This is a genomic window from Alteromonas lipotrueae (assembly GCF_019249255.1).
In the GTDB taxonomy this organism is placed as follows: domain Bacteria; phylum Pseudomonadota; class Gammaproteobacteria; order Enterobacterales; family Alteromonadaceae; genus Alteromonas; species Alteromonas lipotrueae.
Genome location: NZ_JAESDJ010000001.1, coordinates 587,415 through 606,523, shown reverse-complemented (window position 1 = coordinate 606,523; position 19,109 = coordinate 587,415). Strand labels below are relative to the sequence as shown.

Below are 19,109 nucleotides of genomic sequence, written 5' to 3'. Positions count from 1 at the left end.
TCAGAAGAGGCCTTTGTCAAATGCATTTAAATGCCTGTGTTTAGAAATCTACGTTGATACGACCGTAGAAGAAACGTCCAGGAATTTCATACATTGAAGGATCGAAGCTGTTTGCAAATGTAGTGTATGAAACTTCAGGATCTGCATCCCATAAGTTGTTAACACCAAATGTCAAACGAAGGTTCTCTGTTACTGAGTAACCTACTGAAGCATCATGGTAAGCCATCGCTTCAAGTTCATTGAAGCTTTCTTTAGACTCAAGGCTTCCATCTTCAGCAAACACGCTTACGCCTGGATCACTACACAATGTATCTTCTAGGTAGTTACCTGCATCATCAGTATCGTCATCGAATGAACACTCTTCTGTTGTTGCGCCAATGAAGCGAACTAGGTAGTTAGCAGTCCAATCTTCGTATGCCCATGTAACAGACAAGTTAGTACGGATACGAGGAATAACGTCACGGTCAAATGCTTTACCAGCATCGTTTTCTGCAATTGATTCACCAGTTACAGGGTCAACGAAGATACTAGTACGGTCGTCTACATAAGTACCGTCCCAGTTTACTCGGAAATCACCGTATTCAGTATCGAAGTTATAAGCTACGTTATAATCGAAACCAGAAGTCGTTTGACCACCAAGGTTAACAAGGCCGTTGAACAACTCAGTCACTACACCGCCGCTGTTACGTTCGATTAGTGAACAGAACGTAGTTCCAGTAGTTGCACAAGCATCTAGGATACGTTGAGCACCAACAGTTGATACTGCGTTATCCACTTCAATATCGAATACGTCAAATGTGATTGACAGACCTTCAACTTGAGCAGGTGAGTATACGAAACCGTATGTAAAGCTTTCTGCTTCTTCAGGTGCTAAATCTGCATTACCACCAACCGTTGTTCTGATTTGTGGGTTAGGTTGCTCGTAAGCAGCAGGGATACCGGCACAGCCTGGGCTGTTAGCATTTGCAGCTTCACCGCCATTACATGGATCGATTAGCGTTGCGAAACTATCGCTGTTACCTAGGAACAATTCAGATAGCGAAGGAGCACGGAATGCTTCAGACCAAGTACCACGAACTAAGACGTCTTCATTGATGCGCCATTTCAAACCAACTTTTGAGTTTGTAGTGTCGCCGAAGTTGCTGTAGTCAGAGTAACGAGTAGCAAGTTCTAAATCTAATTGCTCAACAAACTCAACATCTGAGATAAGAGGGATAGCAACTTCTAAGTAAACTTCTTCAACACTGAATGAACCAGAAGTAGGTTGACGAGAGTTACCAGAAGTAATACCAGCTGCAATTAGTGCATCAGGTTGGTCGTAACCTGACTGCCAGCGTTTTTCATAACCAGCAGCAAATGCAACATAACCAGCAGGTAATTCAAAAACTTCACCAGAGATATTTGCTGAGTAGCTTTCTAACGTAGAGTTAGCTGCATCTTGTGCAGTGAACTGAATGTAATCAAGCATTTCTTGCGTGATAGTACCTTCACCGATAGCAGTAGCACCACCGAAGAAGTTTAATGGTACACAACCATCAGTAGCAGCACAGGTATCAACGTCACCTAGGGCTAGTGCTACGCGGTCCATGTTAAGAAGACCGTCAGTTAGCGTATTCTGAGTAATGTCTGCATACGTGTAGGTTGCATCCCAGTAGTACTCGTGATCGCCTAGTTCAATAACACCTTCAAAGCCACCATTGAATTGGAACTGATCAACGTTTTGAGCAAATTCACGGTAACCCGCTTCCATCATACGACGGCCAGCGAAGAACAAGCTGTTCGCTTCACCGAAACCAGCAGCATCTGTTAAATCAAGACCTGTTGGGTTGTATGGGTTATTTGCAGCAATTGTTACTCCAGATGTACCTGCAGCGTTACCGATAAATAACGGTGTTGGAGCAAGAAGCTGTGAAGAACGTCTGTTGCCGTAGAAACCAGTTACATTAACAGAAACGTTGTCTGTTAGTTCGTAACGACCTTGTGAGTAAAGGTTAATACGTTCTTGAGGTGTAGAAAGGTAGTTAAGAGGAGCAAAGTTAAATGCACTGCTACCAGTCCAAGGAATTAATCCACCTTGACCATCGTTTTGAACGTTGAATGATGTTGCTTCATCATCGAAATACCAAAAACGACCATTCGGTGTACCTGATGAACCGCCGTAGCCTGTAGGAGCGCCAAATACTGGTACTGCAGAAATCTCACGATCGCCTGCGAATGTTGGCTCTTCTTCTACGTAACTTACATTGAAGTATACGTTACCTCTATCGTTAGCAACACCGAAACCGATATCCCAAGATTCTTTGTTACCGTCGCCTTCATCGTATTGACCAAGGTAGCCAGAAGCGTGAACGCCTTCGAAATCTTGACGAGTGATGATGTTAACAACACCTGCAACAGCATCTGAACCATATACCGCTGAAGCACCATCTTTAAGTACTTCAATACGCTCGATGATAGACGAAGGAATGTTGTTAAGGTCAACAGAGCCAGTAAGGCCTGGAGCCCAACGTTTACCGTTTACAAGAACAAGAGTACGGTTTGAACCGATACCACGAATGTTAATAGTAGTTGTACCATTACCACCGTTGTTGTTGTTGGTATTGATTGCTGAACCAGCAGATGGGATAGCTTGAAGTACATCACCGATTGAAGTGATACCGAATTTTTCGATATCAACACGGGTCATAACCGTTACTGGGTTAGCACCTTCAATGTCTGTACGACGGATACGAGAACCAGTTACTTCGATTTTTTCAACAGAATCGGCTGCTTCTTCGGCTTCTTGTGCAGCAACTGCACCAGAAAAACTTATCGTCGACACCGCGCCGAACGCGCAGGCCAACCTAACTGACTTAGCCAGCTTAGAATTTGTAAACATGTGTTGTCTCCCTGGACCACTAAAGCTCGTTTAGTGTGTATTTCTAAAATCGTTTATAACGAATTATTATTAGTAAGGTCAAAGCCTCACTAAGATAATAAACACAACATGAGTAAACGGTCAACTGAGATCGGGAGTGTAATAATTAAAAGTTCAATTTTTTTCGGATATTTTTCCTTTTTTTGTAAATGTTTACTTACAATTTACATGTCAACCACATTTTACTGTTTACTTTTCAACCACCCCGGACGAGATGTCTTATTTTCACGATAAGATACGGAAATTTGGTTAAAGGACTTTTTACACATGTTTATAGATTTTCGTATAGTTCCAAAAATGGCTTTGGAACACCGGAGATATGTGAGTTCAATTTATTTAACGGTTGTCTGATTTGAGACATGCTTGCCGTTTTCACTACTGTCGGCGTTTTATGAAAATGTGCGTGATTGTTTTCGTAATTTAGGCCAATTGAATTAAATATTCTCGGGAGGACTAATTCTGGTTCTACCTTTAAAGTTTCAAGTTCAACTACCTCTATTTTGATAACAGTTCGTAGTTGGTCGATTGTTCTTTTGTCCATTTGAATCGCACTCTTAACTGAGCGAATGTCGAATGACCAATGTAAATTGCTGCTAAAAAACGTTTTGTAAATCGACCATGCGTTCTCTAGCTCGTCACGTTTAATAGCAATAAACTTTGCATTAGGAAAAACGCGCTGAATCATCAATGCAATGTGACTGTTATTCAAACTCTTATTAACGCATACGCTTTCTGTACACCCTAACTCTCTCGCAATCCGCTCATATTCTTCTGCAATTGCATTTAGCTCAACATTTTCGCAGTTTAGTATTGTGTCTAAATCGTAAGCTGAATTTTTCTTTTTAAGCACAGTATCACAAGCAATAGTAAATGCGTCCGTCTCACCTATTGAGTTTACACCTTCATCTGAGCACAAAATATTGTCCAATAAGGTGGTGCCAGTACGAGGTAGCCCCATTATAAACACTGGTGTGAAAGTATTCGATGTGACAACATTCTTTATGAATGCACTCTGTGCAGTATCACTTTCAATTTGTGTTAATACTTTGGTAATTTTTGTGTGGTTTGTATCTATACTATAAGGGGTCGAAGAGAAATTTGAGCTTGTGATTTGCCTCATAATATTTGCTGACTTTTCGTAGAAAGCAAACGCACTTTCCTCTTTACCAATTAACCCATTTACATTTCCCATTGCATTTAAGAAGCAAGCTTTGGAAACATTGTTGGGTAACTGATTAAATTTTACTGTTTGTGCACTAATAGAGCTTTGAAAATCAGGTTGAGCGACCACATTTTGCAAAGTTGATAGCATGTGCCACGCTTCACCGGCTAAAGGGGCCTTTTCAACCACCTTTTTAAGTAATGTTTCCGCTTGTTCAAGTTGGCCTTTTTGATAAGCAAGCACACCAGCTATGTGAAGTGCAGCGACTGATGTTGGAGCCTTGTTCACCCACTGTTTTGCGCTTTGGTATGCATCATCATTTTTACCACAGTCGGCTAGCATGCCAAGTTGCTTTGCTAATGTCGTCTCTTCACATTTTGATTTATCAAGCATATGTAAACATTGAACAGCTAAATCATAGCATCCAACTGTCATTGCCAATCGCGCTACACCTAACCAATTCTCTTTAAGTTCTAACCCAGCATTCAAAAAACCGGTAATTAAAGAAACAACCAATGTTTGGTCCATTGCTCTGGTTGCATGTACTAATTTTTGTAGTTCTAGTTTCATAAGATTAAACAAAAGCCCAGCATGAGCTGGGCTATTTCATTACTCAATTATTAAAATGTAACTTCAACACTAAAACGCACGTAACGAGGCGTTTGGAAAGAAGTTGGTAGGCCATAGCTAGGGTTAGATTCACCGCGAGCAATATAACCGAATGGTGCAAATTGCTCTCCGTCTTCATATCCTGATAGTCTTTCGTTAACTTCGTTCAATTGTGTGGCTTCATCATTATTGAACACATTGAAGATATCAGCGCGAAGAGCAATATCAGCTTCTTCTAGCTCTATCAAGTATTTAGCACTTAAATCAAGGTTCCAAACATTTGGTGTTCTACCTTGAGAGCCACGAGGAGCAATTTCACCTTCGTAAACAAATGATTCTGCATCATATAGAGACGCAAATACATCAGTTGGGTGGTAACCAAATGAGCTTAGAGGGCGACCAGATGTCCAACGGAAGTTAGCGCCTAACGAGAAGTTTTCTGTTAATTGATACGCGCCATTCAATTTAAATGAGTGACGACGGTCATTTGGCAGATTACCAGAAGCTCCGTCCGTTAACCCTGGTTGGTCAAAGTTAGTTGTTAAACCAGAATCGTCTTGATCATTGTCAGAACGAACGAAACCTTCATTGTTGCCCCAACTGTGGCTCCATGTATAGGTAAAGCTCATCATCCAAACATCATCCCATGCGCGGTCGACCGTGAAATCAACTGAAGCGTATTGGCGCTCAGCTTCTGGATAACCTAGCATATCGGCTGGAATAGTATAGGTGCCAAACGGAACTGGACCGTCACCATCTGGGTCGGTAGTGATAGTTACATCGTTACCAGGATTAGTTAGCACGTAGTAGTGGAAGCCTGAGTCGCACATAGTGCAAGAAGAACCAAATTCTTGCTCAATAAAATCGTTAAAGCCTTTATCAATTGCAATATCTTCTAAAGAACTACCAAGGTCACGATAAGTGGCTTTAACACCAAAGCTCCATGATTCATTAAGCACTTGCTCGTAACCAAGTATGAACTCATCTTGATACATTGGGTCTAGGTCGGCATTAACTGTTTCAGTCGTGCTTTTAAGCGTGCCATCAGAGTATACCGTCATGCCACCAACTTCATCACCAAGTACTGGTGTAAAATCAGCATTAATTGACTCTACTTCATAGTACTGTCGAGTATAAAGTTCATCACCTGCTAAACGGATGTTTGTATTTGTGGCAACGGGAAGATAATAACGCCCATAGTTAGCAAAAACTTTGCTTTCGCCATCACCTTTAACATCCCAACTAAGCCCTAAGCGAGGTGCCCACTGGTCAGTAACATCAACAAACTTATCGCCTGCTTTGTTGTAGTTTTCAAAGCTCTCATTACGCAAACCGATACGTGCTGTAATATTATCAGTTACCGTCCAAGTATCTTCGATATAGTACGCGAAGCTTTTCGTTTCAAAATCGCCTTGGTTTATGTAGTACTCTTGACGAACTAAGCAATCTTCATTACCTGCTTCATCAAGATTTGCACCACAGTTTTCATAGCGATAGGCTACACCACCGGCTCTCTGCGTATTTTCAGATGCTTCTAGATCTTCGTTATCCACACCAAATTTCAACACATGATCAGCATTGACATACCATTCAACATCAAAACGAATAGCCGTACGCTTATCTTCTTGAATAGAAGGTGTAGCCAAACCGTAAGCGCCATATTCGACGTTTGTAAATCGGTCGAAAATAACAGGAGCATCACCAAGCGGATTGCTTCCATCATTTAAATTACTGTAGCTTGTTTCGTTAATTGAGTATTGGGTGCTAATAGTAATATCATCGGTAATAATACCTGTGTACTGGATACCCCACGTTTTACCACCGCGCTCTAAGGTATAATTACCTAAAGAGTTCCCTACTTCATCTGAATCTGGGCTATACAAAAACTTTTCAGATTCGAGCTCTTCAGTATTGTCCCATGCGGTGATTTCTAGGATGTGCTCTGGCGTAATGTACCAGTCAAGCTTTGCACTTAGTAACGTATCATTACCTTCGCGATCATAGATTACAGCAGTATCGCCATAATCTCTTTGGCGAAGCTTTTGGTTTATTAAACCAAAAAAGAAAAGCTTATCTTCAACAAGTGCACCGCTAGCCCACAAGTTTACATTTGTTTCACTGCGCTCATCTTCTTTGAATACTTCATAATAAGCTGTTCCTGCTTCGTCAGCATCAGCCTGTGTTCTATAGAACACATCTGGGCTGTGTGCTCTTAACGCAGCTGGTTCGTAGTAAGCGCTCGCGCCCCACTTAAATTCGTTGCTACCACTTTTAGTTCTTGCGTTGATAACACCGCCCGTTGAACGACCGTATTCAGCAGAATAGCCACCTGTCTTCACTTCAAACGATTCATACATTTCAAATGGAAGTTCAGAACCACCAAGACCGTTTCTGAAGTTAGTTACGTTGATACCGTTAACGTAATAAACGTTTTCACCTACAGATGATCCACCAAACGAGGCATAGTTACCGAAATCTGAATCACCAGATACCGTGCCCGGCGCTAAAAGTGCGACAGAAGCAATATCACGTGGCACAGGAACTTTCGCAATGAAGTCTTGGTCTACGTAAAGCTGCGACTCACTTGAAGTAACATCAATATTTGAGATTGACGTACCGCTTACTGAAATTCGCTCAATATCTCCAGATTCGAGAGCCACATCTAAGTTAGTTCTACCTGATGGGCGTACTGTGAATTGCTTTTCTTGTGCAACGGTAAAACCAGCTTTTTGAGCTGAAAGACTATATTGGCCTGGTGGCAATAATGGAAAAGTGAAACGACCATCAGAATCTGTTACGACAGTACGTGTTAGGCCCGTTTCTAAGTTGACAATTGTGACTTCTACGTCACCAAGTAACTGATTTGTACTTGCAGACACAGAGGTACCTACAATTGTACCTTTTGATTCTTGTGCGAAAGAAGGTGCAGCAACACCTAAAGACGCTGCCACAGCTAATGCTGTGAGCGTTTTATTATTTATCATGTGTTTCCCCGGCTTTATACTCGCCCTTCATCGCTAACCGTAAGTTATCGATGAGAGCAGACTTTTAAATTTTATTAAACTAACCATTAAAATCTTCTAAACGATTGTTTTTTATACGGATTTTTATGATTATCCGAAAGTATAATTGACATATGTAAAGGGGGTAAAGCAAGCGTAAATGGAAATTTTTACGATGAATGGCATGGGCGTGAAGTAGGGAAATTCCACGCAATCTATTGAGTGGCTTGGCCTTGGGGGGATATTAACGAAGTTCCCCATTTGCGACGAATTACATTCGTCGCAAATGCAGAAATGTCGCATTTTTCGTCTATTGTAAATAAAAGCCTAAGCGTCGTTTCACCGATTCAGGCAGTTCTGGAAGTGAACTTTTTGGTAAAAGGAACGTAGCCATGTTGAAAAAGTCTAGAAACACCCTGTTAGATTCCGTCGTTTTCTTCAAATAATGGTGGCCGGATGAGCCGCCCGTTCCTATTTTTGTTCCCAGCATTCGTTGTACCATCATGGCATGGCGATAACGCCACAACGTTAATTGTTCATCAATTTCTGTTAGTGCGGTAATGAGTTGGAAAGGCAGATTAAAAACGGGTTCTTCTGAATACTGCTTTATAAATAAAGCCGACAATAATGCTTCATGTGATAAGCGGAATTTACCCTGATTAAGAAGGGCTTCATACGTATCATGATTAAATAGCCCGTCAAAGTTCTCTCTGGTCGATTGCCAGTCTTTAAGCTCTTGTCGACGTTCTACTTCCGACAGAAACGCATTTTTTTCTATGGTTTCTTTGTCATCGTTAAGCATTTCATCTGTTGCATTTCGGTAGTAATCCCAAAAGTGGAAATCCTCGGTTTTAAGTAGTGGCATACGTGCCAACCACTTATCCACTAGTTCAAACAAGCTTGGTTTTTCTTCTAACGCTTCCAATAGGCTGCGATCATCATCACTTAATCGGTTATAAAAACTTTGCTTATCGAAATCGATACGATATTCCCTTTTAAGGCCTAATGAAATTTCAAGCTGTTTAAATTGGATACTTTGAAAGCCTGAGGCGGGAACCAAATAATCTCTGAATGAAAGAAACTGTTGAGGCGTCATGGTTTCCATAATACCTATTTGGTCATTCATCAGCTTTTGAATTTGTATAACACGGTGCAGCCTATGTACTACTGAAGTGAGTTGCTGATCTTTTACTGCTGCTTGATTGAATGTGTCGATAACCGCATTGAGTTCGTGCAACAGTTGCTTAAACCATAGCTCATACACTTGATGCACTACTATAAATAGCATTTCCTCATGAGCAGGTTCACCGTACTTGGTACTTTGAAGCTTTTGTGCGCCAAGTATTTTATCTAACGCTAGGTAATCACCGTAATAGCAGGGTTCTATATTTTTTTTCATGCCGATTATTCTTATCGTCGTTATGGACAGAAGGAAATTCTAACATCGCTAACTCGACATCGACAAAATACAGGCTATAAATTATCTAGGGGCGTTATTAAAAATATACACACCCATAAAAAATAACATCGCGTTAAAATTTTAATTAGGGCAAAAATATGAAGCTTGATGATGACATTCATAATTATTACGAACATCTTGTATTACAACGTGTAACAGAACTTGGGCTGGATAATACTAAAAGTCCTGATTATTTAGCTGACCTATGCTGCTTGGCACTTAACCAAGTTCCTCCACGCTACATTCGCTACGAAGTCGATATGGCATTTTATCTTCCCCAGAGTGAACGAAACCAAATGGAGATGAATGTTACATACGCTATCGACAATGCGATGAAATATTTAAACGACACAGATAAAACGTCAGTAAGCGAGAAAGCAGAGTAATGCCAAACACAGTTGTATGAGATAAAAATACGGGGGAGTAAATTGGGTGGCGGGCTCCCAGCCACATCCCGGCACATGAGTCGTCTGCTGCGGCTGCTCCCTTCCAGGCCTGACCGAGTTCACAGAGTATCATTGCGGGAGGACCAAAAGCCCACCATAGAAAGCGAATAAAATGCTAACAGGCGTCAGCAGTCTTAAGCGCGGGGCGCATTATGACTACTTGCCCGATAAGTTTCAACCCTTTAACGAAAATCTCTCTTCTGCAATGATGTTTGCCACTCGATTTGTGGCTGCTTTTTGGGCATCAGCACGGATATAAATTTCTTTCAAAGTCGTACCAATGTCTTCAATATGCTTACGCAATGCCGCATTCGAGCTCTTATCCATACGCTGATGGAAGATATCGATAACACCGCCTGCATTAATCACATAATCAGGCGCATACAAAATGCCACGTTCGACTAACATATCGCCAATCTCTTCACGTGCAAGTTGATTGTTAGCCGCGCCAGCAATAATTTTTGCCTTAATCATAGGTAGTGTTTGGTCGTTAATCGCCGCACCTAAGGCACAAGGGGCAAGCACATCAACGTCCAGCCCTAAAACTTCTTCCGGCGCTACCGCCGTAGCACCCAGTTCTGCTACGGCCTTTTCAACACCTTCAGGGAAAATATCGGCTACATAGAGTTTTGCACCCGCTGCATGCAGGTGTGACGCTAGTCGATAACCAACGTGCCCCATACCCTGAATGGCCACGCTTACGCCTTCTAAGCTGCGATTTAAACCGTGCTCCACGCTAGCTCTTAAGCCTACAAACACGCCGTAAGCGGTTGATGGTGCAGGGTTGCCGTCAGGTTGCTCGTCAGCGTAATGATATTGCGCGTTTACCCCAGCAATGTAATCAGACTGAGTCGCCATGGTTTGTAAATCGGTAACTGAAATACCTGAGTCTTCTGCGGTAAAATATTTGCCGCCCAATGAATCAACGAATTTCCCCATGGCTTCCATCATTGCCGGCGTTTTTTGTTTGCGAGGATCACCAATTATGACTGACTTACCGCCGCCTAATGCGATATTAGCCATCGCGGCTTTGTAAGTCATTCCCTTAGAAAGGCGGAGTACATCGGTAAGTGCTTCTGCACTACTTACATAGGGCCACATTCTACAACCACCCAATGCTGGGCCTAGGTTTGTGTTGTGTATGGCAATAATGGCACTTAAGCCTGCTTCTTTATCGTGATAAAAAGCGACATGCTCGTGATTATCAAACTCTATGTGATCGAAAACCGACATACTTTCCCTATTAATAATGTGATGGATTTTGCCCAAGTGTAGCCCAACAACCAGAGGACACGCCTTGCTAAGTTGATGACCGGCCCTCGTAAAGTGAAATACACAAAGTATGAATACTATTTTTCTAGGATATCTATCCTAGAATTTATTTTTCTATATAATAAACATCATAAAAACGACGGAAGCTGCGTTCAATGAAATTAGATAAATTCGATCGTGAGATTTTACGAGTACTTCAACAAGATGCCACTGTCTCTATGGCTGAGTTGAGTCAAAAGGTTGGGCTTTCCCATACCCCATGTTGGCGACGGGTAAAACGAATGGAAGCCGACGGTATTATCATCGGCAAAGTCACCCTATTAAACAGTAAAAAATTGAACCTTGGGGTGTCTGTTTTTATTTATGTCACACTTAAAAATCATGATGGCGACTCCCTTACCGATTTTGAAAATGCAGTACAAAGTATTGATGAAATTGTTGAGTGCCACACCACCAGCGGTGAGAAAGACTATTTGCTTAAAGTGATTGTGGAAAGTATTGAAGAATATGAATTTTTACTGAAAACGAAGCTTACTCATCTTCCTTTGGTTGATCATGTCAGCTCTACCTTCGCATTAAAACAAGTGAAGAACACCACTGAGCTACCCATCAAACGACAGTAGGTTTCATTGAAACCTACGCCCTGCTGTTTATCGACTGCCCTACTTTCTCACTTTATTAAAGCACGCTGTCAACTTGGTTCTCAGGCAGGGCTTTTTCAAAAGCAGGTAATGCATTGCAATTGTCTGTTATTTTTTGAATAAGCGGATATCGTGTCATATCCACATTAAAGCGATGCGCGTTATAAACCTGCGGTACCAAACACAAGTCAGCCATGGTCACATCAAAGTCAAAGCAATACTTACCCGCTTGGGTTTGTAGCCGCTTTTCAATGGCATCGAAACTCAGCGTTATCCAATGCGCCGCCCATTTGTTTACACTTTCTTGTTCGGCACTATATTCATTCTTAAGCTGATTGAGTACACGCAGGTTACTTAAAGGTTGAGTGTCACATGCAATATCCTGAGCCAGCGCCCTTACCCTTGCTCGTTCTGTCTTATGTGATGGTATTAATTGATACGGCGAGGGAAAGCGTTCATCTAAGTATTCGATAATGGCTAAAGATTGATTAAGAATGATATCTTCGTCATCGTCAACCAAAGTAGGCACTAGCTGAGCGGGGTTTAGCTGTTTATAGGGCGCGCTGTGCTGCTGACCACCTTCATTGACTAAGTGCACAGGCACGTAGTGGTACTCTACACCTTTTAAATTAAGTGCAATTCTTACTCTGTAAGACGCCGTTGAGCGCCAGTAACCGTATAAAGTTAAACTCATAAATACCCGCCGCCTTACGTGTGTGTTGTATTACTCATTATAATCATAGCGTAATTTCCAAGGAGGAGAGTACATGCCACCACTCCTTAATTTCGCTCTTTTAGATTTAGCTTAAAGGCTTAACCTGTTGCTCGATAGCACCGAAAATGCTTTGTCCTTTACTATCGAACATTTCTATCCTAATTCGATCGCCAAATTGCATAAAGGGAGTAGCTGGCTTTCCGTCCCTGATGGTTTCAATCATGCGCACTTCAGCAATACACGAGTAGCCAAGGCCACCTTCAGCAATGGCTGAGCCGTGATCAGTACCTTGTTTGTTCGATACGGTACCGGAACCAATAATGGTGCCAGCGCCTAAATTTCGACTCTTAGCTGCATGTGACACCAGCTTAGCGAAGCTAAATGTCATGTCTTCACCTGCTTGTGGTTTACCGAACAAGTCACCGTTGTAGGTAGAACGAAGCGGTAAATGCACTTTTTCTTGTTCCCACGCATCCCCGAGCTCATCGGGTGTTACTGCCACGGGTGAAAAGCTAGAGGCAGGCTTTGACTGGAAGAACCCAAATCCTTTCGCCAACTCACCTGGAATTAATCCCCTTAGCGATACATCATTCACAAGCATTACCAATCTAATTCGCTCTGCCGCTTGCGCATCTGTGCAAGCCATTGGAACATCGTCGGTGACAACGGCGACCTCACCTTCAAAATCAATGCCCCATTCATCGCTGGGCAGAATAATGTCGTCACAAGGACCGATAAAGTCGTCAGATCCCCCTTGGTACATGAGTGGGTCGCTCCAAAAGCTTTCAGGAATTTCTGCGCCTCGCGCTTTTCTTACTAGCTCTACATGGTTCACATAAGCACTCCCATCAGCCCACTGATAAGCGCGCGGTAAAGGAGACTCACAGCGGGTAGCATCAAATTCGATACTTTCTATTACCCCATTGTTAAGCTGTTCGTAGCGCATCTGTAACTGCGGAGCAGTGACCTGCCAACTGTCGAGTGCTTGTTGCATTGTGTGAGCGATATCTTCTACTGAACAAGTACGCGTTAAATCTTTAGATACCAACATTAAACAGCCGTCTCGGCTATCATTCTTATATGTGGCTAGTTTCATAAATTAAATCCCTACTGTGATCAGCACTTTTGCGTATGTAACATTTATTATTCTTTATGCATCACCCGTAACAAGATGAAAAGTCATGAGCGCGTGACAAAAATTTTAACTGTAAGCTTGGTTGTACAAAAAAAGGCGGCACTTCCCTCTGAAGTACCGCCCTTATTAGCTAAGCAAGGCAACGTAAATTTAACGAAACAGTGAAACCTACATTTTTATTGATGCTTTATTAATACCGTACTCACGTAATTTATTCGCAATCGCGGTATGACTTAACCCCAACTTCCTCGCCAATTGACGCGTACTCGGATAGAAAGGATAAAGCCGTTTTAGTAAGTCTTTTTCAAATTTTTTCACTTCATCGTCTAATGTGCCTTCAAAGTTTTCATCGATAAAGGTCACACTAGGGGCACAACTAGGAAGCTGAATATCTTCTTTGGTTATTTCCTTGCCATCTAGCAATGACAACGCTCTGAACAGTGCATTTTGAAGCTGACGGACATTGCCCGGCCAAGGATATTGTTGCAAGAAATCAACGCAGGACTTACTCAATTTAGCCGGCCTACGACCCAGCTTTGTACTGTGCTGGGCAATAAATGATTCGGCTAGTGGAACAATATCGTGTCGGCGTTCTTTTAACGATGGCATCACTAAGCTCAATACATTTAAGCGATAATACAATTCTTTGCGAAAACGCCCTTCTTCTACCAATTGACCTAGGTCGCGGCAGGTAGTGCAAATAAAACGAACATCTACAGTAACAGGTTCCGCATCGCCTACTCGTCTAAATTCACCGTCTTCTAACACCCGTAGTAGTTTGGCTTGTAGCTGAGAACTCATGTCAGCAATTTCATCAAGCAGCAGTGTGCCGCCTCTTGCTTGCTCTAGCAGACCTTCTTTAGCATTAGGTTGATTAAAAGCACCTTGCGCATAACCAAATAATTCAGTTTCCGCCACGCTATCAGGTAGCGATGCACAATTTAGCGCTAAAAACGCGCCCTCACTGCGTCGACTGGATTGATGACAAGCGCGGGCAATCATTTCTTTACCCGTGCCTGTTTCACCGAAAATAAGAACCGGTGCATCAAGATCAGCAATACGTTTTGCTTCACTCACCACACGTTTCATCGCCTGAGATTCCACGACGAATCTATCAAAACTGTCAGTCGGCGATTGATGGAATACACTAAACTGTTGGCCTAACCGCATTTCTGATTTCAGAATAACCACCGCACCGGCCATAATAATGTTGTTATCACCGTCAGGCACGGTAATAGGCAACATATCAGCCACATAGTCTTGTTGGATAAACTTTACCTTGGAGGACTGAGCGCGAGGCAACTTTCCATCCATCCAACGGGTGAAGTTAAAGCCCTTCACTACTTCGCCTATTTCAATGCCTTCAACATCGTGGACGCTCTGCTCTAACCCAGAGGTTACTGCTTCATTGCACAGTAAGATATGCCCTCTCGCATCAATAGAAAACACCGGATCAGGAAGCGTGCGCAATATGGCAGAAAGCTGAGTTTTTTCTCTTTCACTTGGCATAAAATGCGTCGTTTTAACGTCAGAAATACCATCGATGCGACGAATTTTGGGCATCAGATGCTGGAAGTCTGCAAATTCAATATTGGGAAAATTAAGAAAAATTTTACCTGTTTCATCAATCTCAATACCTCTTAGATCGATTTCGTGGGTAACGAGGATATCCAACACATCTTGAGTAATACCCAGTCTGTCCTGACAACTGATTTCTAATCGCATGGGTGTGACTTCACATCTCTTGTAAACTTATATGTACACAATATCACACTTTTACAAAAAGATAACAAGTTAATTATGCCAGATTGTCTCCTTGGAAGGCTGGGTTTCTAAGCGATTCGGCGAAGTGGAAGGTGTGAAAACGTTTCCCCCCACACCGCGGCGTAACAAAATGTTAACTTATGCCTGCTTTTTAGCGTCAAATAAGGCGGGATATAGCCCAAGCCCCTTCGCTTTATTCACTAGGCTCATGATGTCCATATTGGCCAATTCAAACAGATAATCAAAGTCAGGAAGTACGTAATACAAGGGCTGCATGATATCAATTCTATAGGGTGTACGAAGGGCATCGGTGGCGGTAAGCGGCTTTCTAATAGCGTCGCTGCTATCCAGCGCATATAGCGTTTCACCTGGTGAAGACAGAATACCTCCACCATAAATCTCCAGTTTTTCTGGATTAGCTTTACTTCGAACTAACCCAAACTCAACCGTGAACCAATAAAGTCGTGCTAGATAGATTCGGTCCTCTTTGCTAGCCGCTAAGCCGAGCTTCCCATAGGTATGGGTGAAGTGCGCGAAAGCTGGATTCGTTAGCAAAGGACAATGACCGAAAACCTCATGAAAAATATCGGGCTCTTGTAGGTAATCAAATTCGTCTTTCGAGCGAATGAAGGTTGCAACAGGAAACTGTTTGTTGGCTAATAATCTAAAAAATTCGCCAAAATTGATGAGCGCAGGAACCTCGGCAGTTTTCCAGCCAGTTTTTGCCAATAATACTTTATCGATATCCGGTAGCTGAGGAATGCGATCATCAGGCAGTGCCAGTAACGACAACCCCTCCATATACTGTTCGCAGGCACGGGTTTTCAACAACGGAATTTGCCTTGCGTACAACTCTGCCCAGATTTGATTTTCTTCTTCTGACCAGTTTATAACGCCTTTATTGTCTGAGGATTTTGATTGATAAACACTAGATTTTGCCATAACTACTTTCGACATATTCAATAAATGACTTCTGCCAATCAGTCTAATGAAATGCGCGCTTACGGGAAGTGTTCACCCATTCTTGCCGTGCCGCCAAGCCGTAACAACTTATTTACAAAAAAACCTAACATAATGCTTTACATACAAAAAACCGCTCTTAAAGAGGAGCGGTTTTGCATTTATCGGGGAGTCGCTAGCGAATGTGATTCAATGATACTTGACTACAATCTACTGATTTCTCGGTTAAGTTCAAATTCCCTTGAGGTCACATACGTTTCCATCTTGCGTAATCGTACTTCCGATTTCTGAAAACGATTACGAATATCGTGAAATGCCTGTTTAGGTGGCTCACCAGACTGCCAAACTTTTGTTTTCACTTCGACCTTATGACGACTATTACTTGATGTGGCCGTTGTATTTTTCCAACCCTTGCCGCGGCTTTGCTGAACAGTGGTTTGCTCCTCTGAAGCATCACCTAAAGGCTTCTTATCTAAGATGAACCAGCCCGCTATATACGCAACAAACATGAATGGACCTGCTAATAAGAAAAAGCCTGTCACCGCTAGAATTCGCACCAACCATGTCTCTAAACCAAAGTAGTGCGCTATTCCTGAACATACACCCGCTATTCTTGCGTTGTCTGTATCGCGGTATAGCTGTTTACCGTTTCTCATGCGCGATTCCTCCATTCTGGGGCTTCACTGTCTAAGATAGCCTCCAGAGTTTGAATTCTATCGCTCATTTTTTCAGCTTGTTCAGCAAGTGATTGTAATGAAGCTTGCTCTTCAACACTCAACCCTTGATTGACTTGTTTTTTGCTGCGGTAATGCAGAATTAACCAAATCGGTGCCACAAAAATCATAAAAATGACCAAGGGCATTACCAACATTGCAATGATACCTTCATCCATTGTAAATACCTCCAAAAAACCCCGATTAGCCTGCTCAGTGCCCTAGCACCAAATACCTGATGCATTGTGCAAAACGCATAGCGTAATGCACTTAGTACCTAAGCAGGCTACCTGTAATTATTATTCTGATGTTGAAGATGAGCTTGTGTCACCTTTCACTCTTGCTTTAAGCGCAGCTAGTTCTTCGTCTATCTTATCGCCTGTTTCTAATTCTGCAAATTCATCATTTAAGGTTTTCTTACCTAGGTCGTAAGCATCTACCTGCGACTCTAAATCGTCAATCTTACGCTCGTATTGTTCGAAGCGCCCCATAGCTGAATCTACTTTTGTGCTATCTAGCGTGCGTTTCACTTCTAAGCGTGAACTCGCCGTTTTCTGACGCATGATAATCGCTTTTTGACGACTCTTCGCATCAGCTAGCTTGTCTTGAAGCTGACCAATCTCATCTTGAAGCTTGCTAATTTGCTGTTCAACAACCGTTAGCTCGTTAGTTAGCGTTTCAGCAGCTTCTGCTGATTTCTTTCTTTCTTGCAGTGCTGCGCGGGCTAAATCATCACGGTCTTTGCTTAACGCAAGTTCCGCTTTCATTTGCCAATCGTTAGCGTCTGCTTCGTATTTATTAATTTGGCTTACAATTTCCTTTTTGTTCGCCAACGTTTTAGCCGATGCTGAGCGCACCTCTACCAATGTGTCTTCCATTTCCTGAATAATCAACCGGACCATTTTCTCCGGATCTTCCGCTTTATCTAAAAGCGCATTAATATTCGAATTCACAATGTCAGTGAAACGCGAGAAGATACCCATAATAATTACCTCATAGTCGAAAACTGGTTGTACCAAGATAAACGTGTAATAAGACTATTCAATATGCTTGCCAGTTTTTTGAATTACCCTAACTTGATAATTTTAAAAGATATTCGTTTGGTTTAAATAATGCTCGAACAACAAGTTTTTTTACTCTACACTATTAATTGGTCGAAATGACTAATATTTGAGGGATTTAATGAGTAGGTATCGTCAGCAGGATAATTTGCTAGGTCAAGCGAATAGTTTTTTAGAGGTGCTAGAGCAAATTTCACAAATAGCACCACTGGATAAACCCGTATTGGTGATAGGTGAGCGCGGAACCGGTAAAGAGCTTATAGCAGCACGTTTACACTTTCTGTCTAAGCGCTGGGATCAAAATTACGTCAAGCTTAATTGCGCCGCACTTAACGAAAGCTTATTAGAAAGTGAGTTGTTCGGCTATGAAGCTGGTGCATTTACTGGCGCAGCAAAGCGCCGTGAAGGTCGTTTCGAAATTGCCCACAATGGCACACTGTTTCTTGACGAGCTGGCGAACACCTCTGGTTTAATTCAAGAAAAATTATTGCGAGTAGTGGAATACGGCGAATTTGAACGTGTGGGCGGCAATAAAACCGTTAAAACCGATGTCCGCTTGGTTGCTGCTACAAATGAAGATTTACCCGCCCTGGCTGACGCTGGTGAGTTCCGTGCTGACTTACTCGACAGGCTCGCCTTCGATGTTATTACTATCCCTCCATTAAGAGAGCGACGTGAAGATATCATGATGCTTGCTGAGAACTTTGCCATAAGCATGGCAAGAGAAATGGAAATGGAGCTTTTTAGCGGCTTTACTGAAAAAGCAAAACGCACCTTGCTTGATTACGAATGGCCCGGGAATATTCGAGAACTTAAAAACGTGGTTGAACGTGCGGTGTACAGAACGAACAACCCACATTTGCCCGTACACGATATTGTTCTCGACCCTTTTGAATCTTTATTTAGGCCAACCTCTCGCATTAAAACCAATGATAGAACCTCGGCTACATCTGAAGCAGAACCAACAGTGCCTGCCAGCATAGAGAACATAGCCTCCAATAATGAGCCTGCGGCAACTTCATCGCCTGCTGTATTACCGTCGTTACAACCCGATACGGTAGAATACCCTATCGATTTAAAAGACCGCTCTCAGCAATACGAAATTGATATGATTAAACAAGCATTATCAGACAGCCAATTCAATCAGAAAAAGACTGCCGAGAAGCTTAGTCTCACTTATCATCAACTTCGAGGTTATCTAAAAAAATACAACCTGTTAGACTCTTCACCTGAATCGATGGAGTGCTAACTGA

At 42.3% G+C, this 19,109-nt stretch carries 15 protein-coding genes and 1 other RNA gene; 3 read left to right on the top strand and 13 right to left on the bottom strand.

The genetic code is table 11. From position 1 onward, the window contains the following. Positions 1 to 40: 40 nt before the first annotated feature. The 4 genes from KYS23_RS02575 to KYS23_RS02560 form a co-directional block, all read right to left on the bottom strand. On the bottom strand, positions 41 to 2,878 hold the full coding sequence (locus KYS23_RS02575; protein ID WP_159529492.1) for a TonB-dependent receptor domain-containing protein: 2,838 nt from the start codon (positions 2,876 to 2,878) through the stop codon (positions 41 to 43). A gap of 310 nt (positions 2,879 to 3,188) precedes the next feature. Beyond that, positions 3,189 to 4,649 carry a tetratricopeptide repeat-containing sulfotransferase family protein gene (locus KYS23_RS02570; RefSeq protein ID WP_218417994.1) on the bottom strand — a complete coding sequence of 487 codons (1,461 nt, stop codon included), beginning with the start codon at positions 4,647 to 4,649 and terminating at the stop codon, positions 3,189 to 3,191. A gap of 50 nt (positions 4,650 to 4,699) precedes the next feature. Then, on the bottom strand, positions 4,700 to 7,672 hold the full coding sequence (locus tag KYS23_RS02565) for a TonB-dependent receptor (protein ID WP_218417993.1): 2,973 nt from the start codon (positions 7,670 to 7,672) through the stop codon (positions 4,700 to 4,702). A gap of 328 nt (positions 7,673 to 8,000) precedes the next feature. After that, entirely contained in the window at positions 8,001 to 9,089 is a 1,089-nt protein-coding gene (locus KYS23_RS02560; RefSeq protein WP_159529486.1) for a tryptophan 2,3-dioxygenase family protein, read from the bottom strand. Between the two features lie 158 nt (positions 9,090 to 9,247). Here KYS23_RS02560 and KYS23_RS02555 point away from each other — a divergent pair, with 158 nt between their 5' ends. Next, complete coding sequence (locus KYS23_RS02555) at positions 9,248 to 9,535, top strand: late competence development ComFB family protein (RefSeq protein ID WP_057793221.1); 288 nt, start codon at positions 9,248 to 9,250, stop codon at positions 9,533 to 9,535. A gap of 52 nt (positions 9,536 to 9,587) precedes the next feature. On the opposite strand, the gene ffs is transcribed toward KYS23_RS02555, so the two are convergent. Both ffs and KYS23_RS02545 read right to left on the bottom strand, forming a co-directional pair. Beyond that, an RNA gene (ffs, locus tag KYS23_RS02550) (signal recognition particle sRNA small type) lies at positions 9,588 to 9,684 on the bottom strand. A gap of 85 nt (positions 9,685 to 9,769) precedes the next feature. Continuing rightward, positions 9,770 to 10,828 (bottom strand): Glu/Leu/Phe/Val dehydrogenase dimerization domain-containing protein, encoded by a 1,059-nt coding sequence (locus KYS23_RS02545; protein ID WP_218395484.1) that lies wholly within the window; start codon positions 10,826 to 10,828, stop codon positions 9,770 to 9,772. 194 nt (positions 10,829 to 11,022) lie between these two features. Between KYS23_RS02545 and KYS23_RS02540 the strand changes: the two genes are divergently transcribed. Further along, positions 11,023 to 11,490, top strand: coding sequence for an Lrp/AsnC family transcriptional regulator (locus KYS23_RS02540; RefSeq protein WP_013785046.1), 468 nt, complete (start codon positions 11,023 to 11,025; stop codon positions 11,488 to 11,490). A gap of 55 nt (positions 11,491 to 11,545) precedes the next feature. Here the strand turns inward: KYS23_RS02540 and maiA are convergent, their stop codons facing one another. The 7 genes from maiA to pspA form a co-directional block, all read right to left on the bottom strand. Then, positions 11,546 to 12,202 (bottom strand): maleylacetoacetate isomerase, encoded by a 657-nt coding sequence (gene maiA, locus KYS23_RS02535; protein WP_159529446.1) that lies wholly within the window; start codon positions 12,200 to 12,202, stop codon positions 11,546 to 11,548. A gap of 106 nt (positions 12,203 to 12,308) precedes the next feature. Further along, on the bottom strand, positions 12,309 to 13,319 hold the full coding sequence (locus KYS23_RS02530; protein WP_218417992.1) for a fumarylacetoacetate hydrolase family protein: 1,011 nt from the start codon (positions 13,317 to 13,319) through the stop codon (positions 12,309 to 12,311). A gap of 207 nt (positions 13,320 to 13,526) precedes the next feature. Next, positions 13,527 to 15,083: a transcriptional regulator TyrR gene (gene tyrR, locus KYS23_RS02525; RefSeq protein WP_013785049.1), complete on the bottom strand. Its 1,557-nt coding sequence runs from the start codon at positions 15,081 to 15,083 to the stop codon at positions 13,527 to 13,529. A gap of 177 nt (positions 15,084 to 15,260) precedes the next feature. Continuing rightward, the gene (phhA, locus tag KYS23_RS02520; protein ID WP_159534401.1) at positions 15,261 to 16,064 is read right to left on the bottom strand and encodes a phenylalanine 4-monooxygenase; all 804 of its coding nucleotides are present in this window, start codon (positions 16,062 to 16,064) and stop codon (positions 15,261 to 15,263) included. A 221-nt stretch (positions 16,065 to 16,285) separates the two neighbouring features. Beyond that, on the bottom strand, positions 16,286 to 16,738 hold the full coding sequence (gene pspC, locus KYS23_RS02515) for an envelope stress response membrane protein PspC (protein WP_159529442.1): 453 nt from the start codon (positions 16,736 to 16,738) through the stop codon (positions 16,286 to 16,288). Then, the gene (gene pspB / locus KYS23_RS02510) at positions 16,735 to 16,974 is read right to left on the bottom strand and encodes an envelope stress response membrane protein PspB (RefSeq protein ID WP_013785052.1); all 240 of its coding nucleotides are present in this window, start codon (positions 16,972 to 16,974) and stop codon (positions 16,735 to 16,737) included. Before pspB ends, pspC begins: the two co-directional genes overlap by 4 nt. A gap of 120 nt (positions 16,975 to 17,094) precedes the next feature. Then, on the bottom strand, positions 17,095 to 17,778 hold the full coding sequence (pspA, locus tag KYS23_RS02505) for a phage shock protein PspA (protein ID WP_159529440.1): 684 nt from the start codon (positions 17,776 to 17,778) through the stop codon (positions 17,095 to 17,097). Positions 17,779 to 17,977: 199 nt separating this feature from the next. Between pspA and pspF the strand changes: the two genes are divergently transcribed. After that, positions 17,978 to 19,105 carry a phage shock protein operon transcriptional activator gene (gene pspF / locus KYS23_RS02500; protein WP_159529438.1) on the top strand — a complete coding sequence of 376 codons (1,128 nt, stop codon included), beginning with the start codon at positions 17,978 to 17,980 and terminating at the stop codon, positions 19,103 to 19,105. The last annotated feature ends 4 nt before the right edge of the window (positions 19,106 to 19,109 follow it).

Bases quoted from the DNA above. Each gene is read 5' to 3' on its own strand.
- KYS23_RS02575 (WP_159529492.1), bottom strand. From the start codon at position 2,878: ATGTTTACAAATTCTAAGCTGGCTAAGTCAGTTAGGTTGGCCTGCGCG.
- KYS23_RS02570 (WP_218417994.1), bottom strand. From the start codon at position 4,649: ATGAAACTAGAACTACAAAAATTAGTACATGCAACCAGAGCAATGGAC.
- KYS23_RS02565 (WP_218417993.1), bottom strand. From the start codon at position 7,672: ATGATAAATAATAAAACGCTCACAGCATTAGCTGTGGCAGCGTCTTTA.
- KYS23_RS02560 (WP_159529486.1), bottom strand. From the start codon at position 9,089: ATGAAAAAAAATATAGAACCCTGCTATTACGGTGATTACCTAGCGTTA.
- KYS23_RS02555 (WP_057793221.1), top strand. From the start codon at position 9,248: ATGAAGCTTGATGATGACATTCATAATTATTACGAACATCTTGTATTA.
- KYS23_RS02545 (WP_218395484.1), bottom strand. From the start codon at position 10,828: ATGTCGGTTTTCGATCACATAGAGTTTGATAATCACGAGCATGTCGCT.
- KYS23_RS02540 (WP_013785046.1), top strand. From the start codon at position 11,023: ATGAAATTAGATAAATTCGATCGTGAGATTTTACGAGTACTTCAACAA.
- maiA (WP_159529446.1), bottom strand. From the start codon at position 12,202: ATGAGTTTAACTTTATACGGTTACTGGCGCTCAACGGCGTCTTACAGA.
- KYS23_RS02530 (WP_218417992.1), bottom strand. From the start codon at position 13,319: ATGAAACTAGCCACATATAAGAATGATAGCCGAGACGGCTGTTTAATG.
- tyrR (WP_013785049.1), bottom strand. From the start codon at position 15,083: ATGCGATTAGAAATCAGTTGTCAGGACAGACTGGGTATTACTCAAGAT.
- phhA (WP_159534401.1), bottom strand. From the start codon at position 16,064: ATGGCAAAATCTAGTGTTTATCAATCAAAATCCTCAGACAATAAAGGC.
- pspC (WP_159529442.1), bottom strand. From the start codon at position 16,738: ATGAGAAACGGTAAACAGCTATACCGCGATACAGACAACGCAAGAATA.
- pspB (WP_013785052.1), bottom strand. From the start codon at position 16,974: ATGGATGAAGGTATCATTGCAATGTTGGTAATGCCCTTGGTCATTTTT.
- pspA (WP_159529440.1), bottom strand. From the start codon at position 17,778: ATGGGTATCTTCTCGCGTTTCACTGACATTGTGAATTCGAATATTAAT.
- pspF (WP_159529438.1), top strand. From the start codon at position 17,978: ATGAGTAGGTATCGTCAGCAGGATAATTTGCTAGGTCAAGCGAATAGT.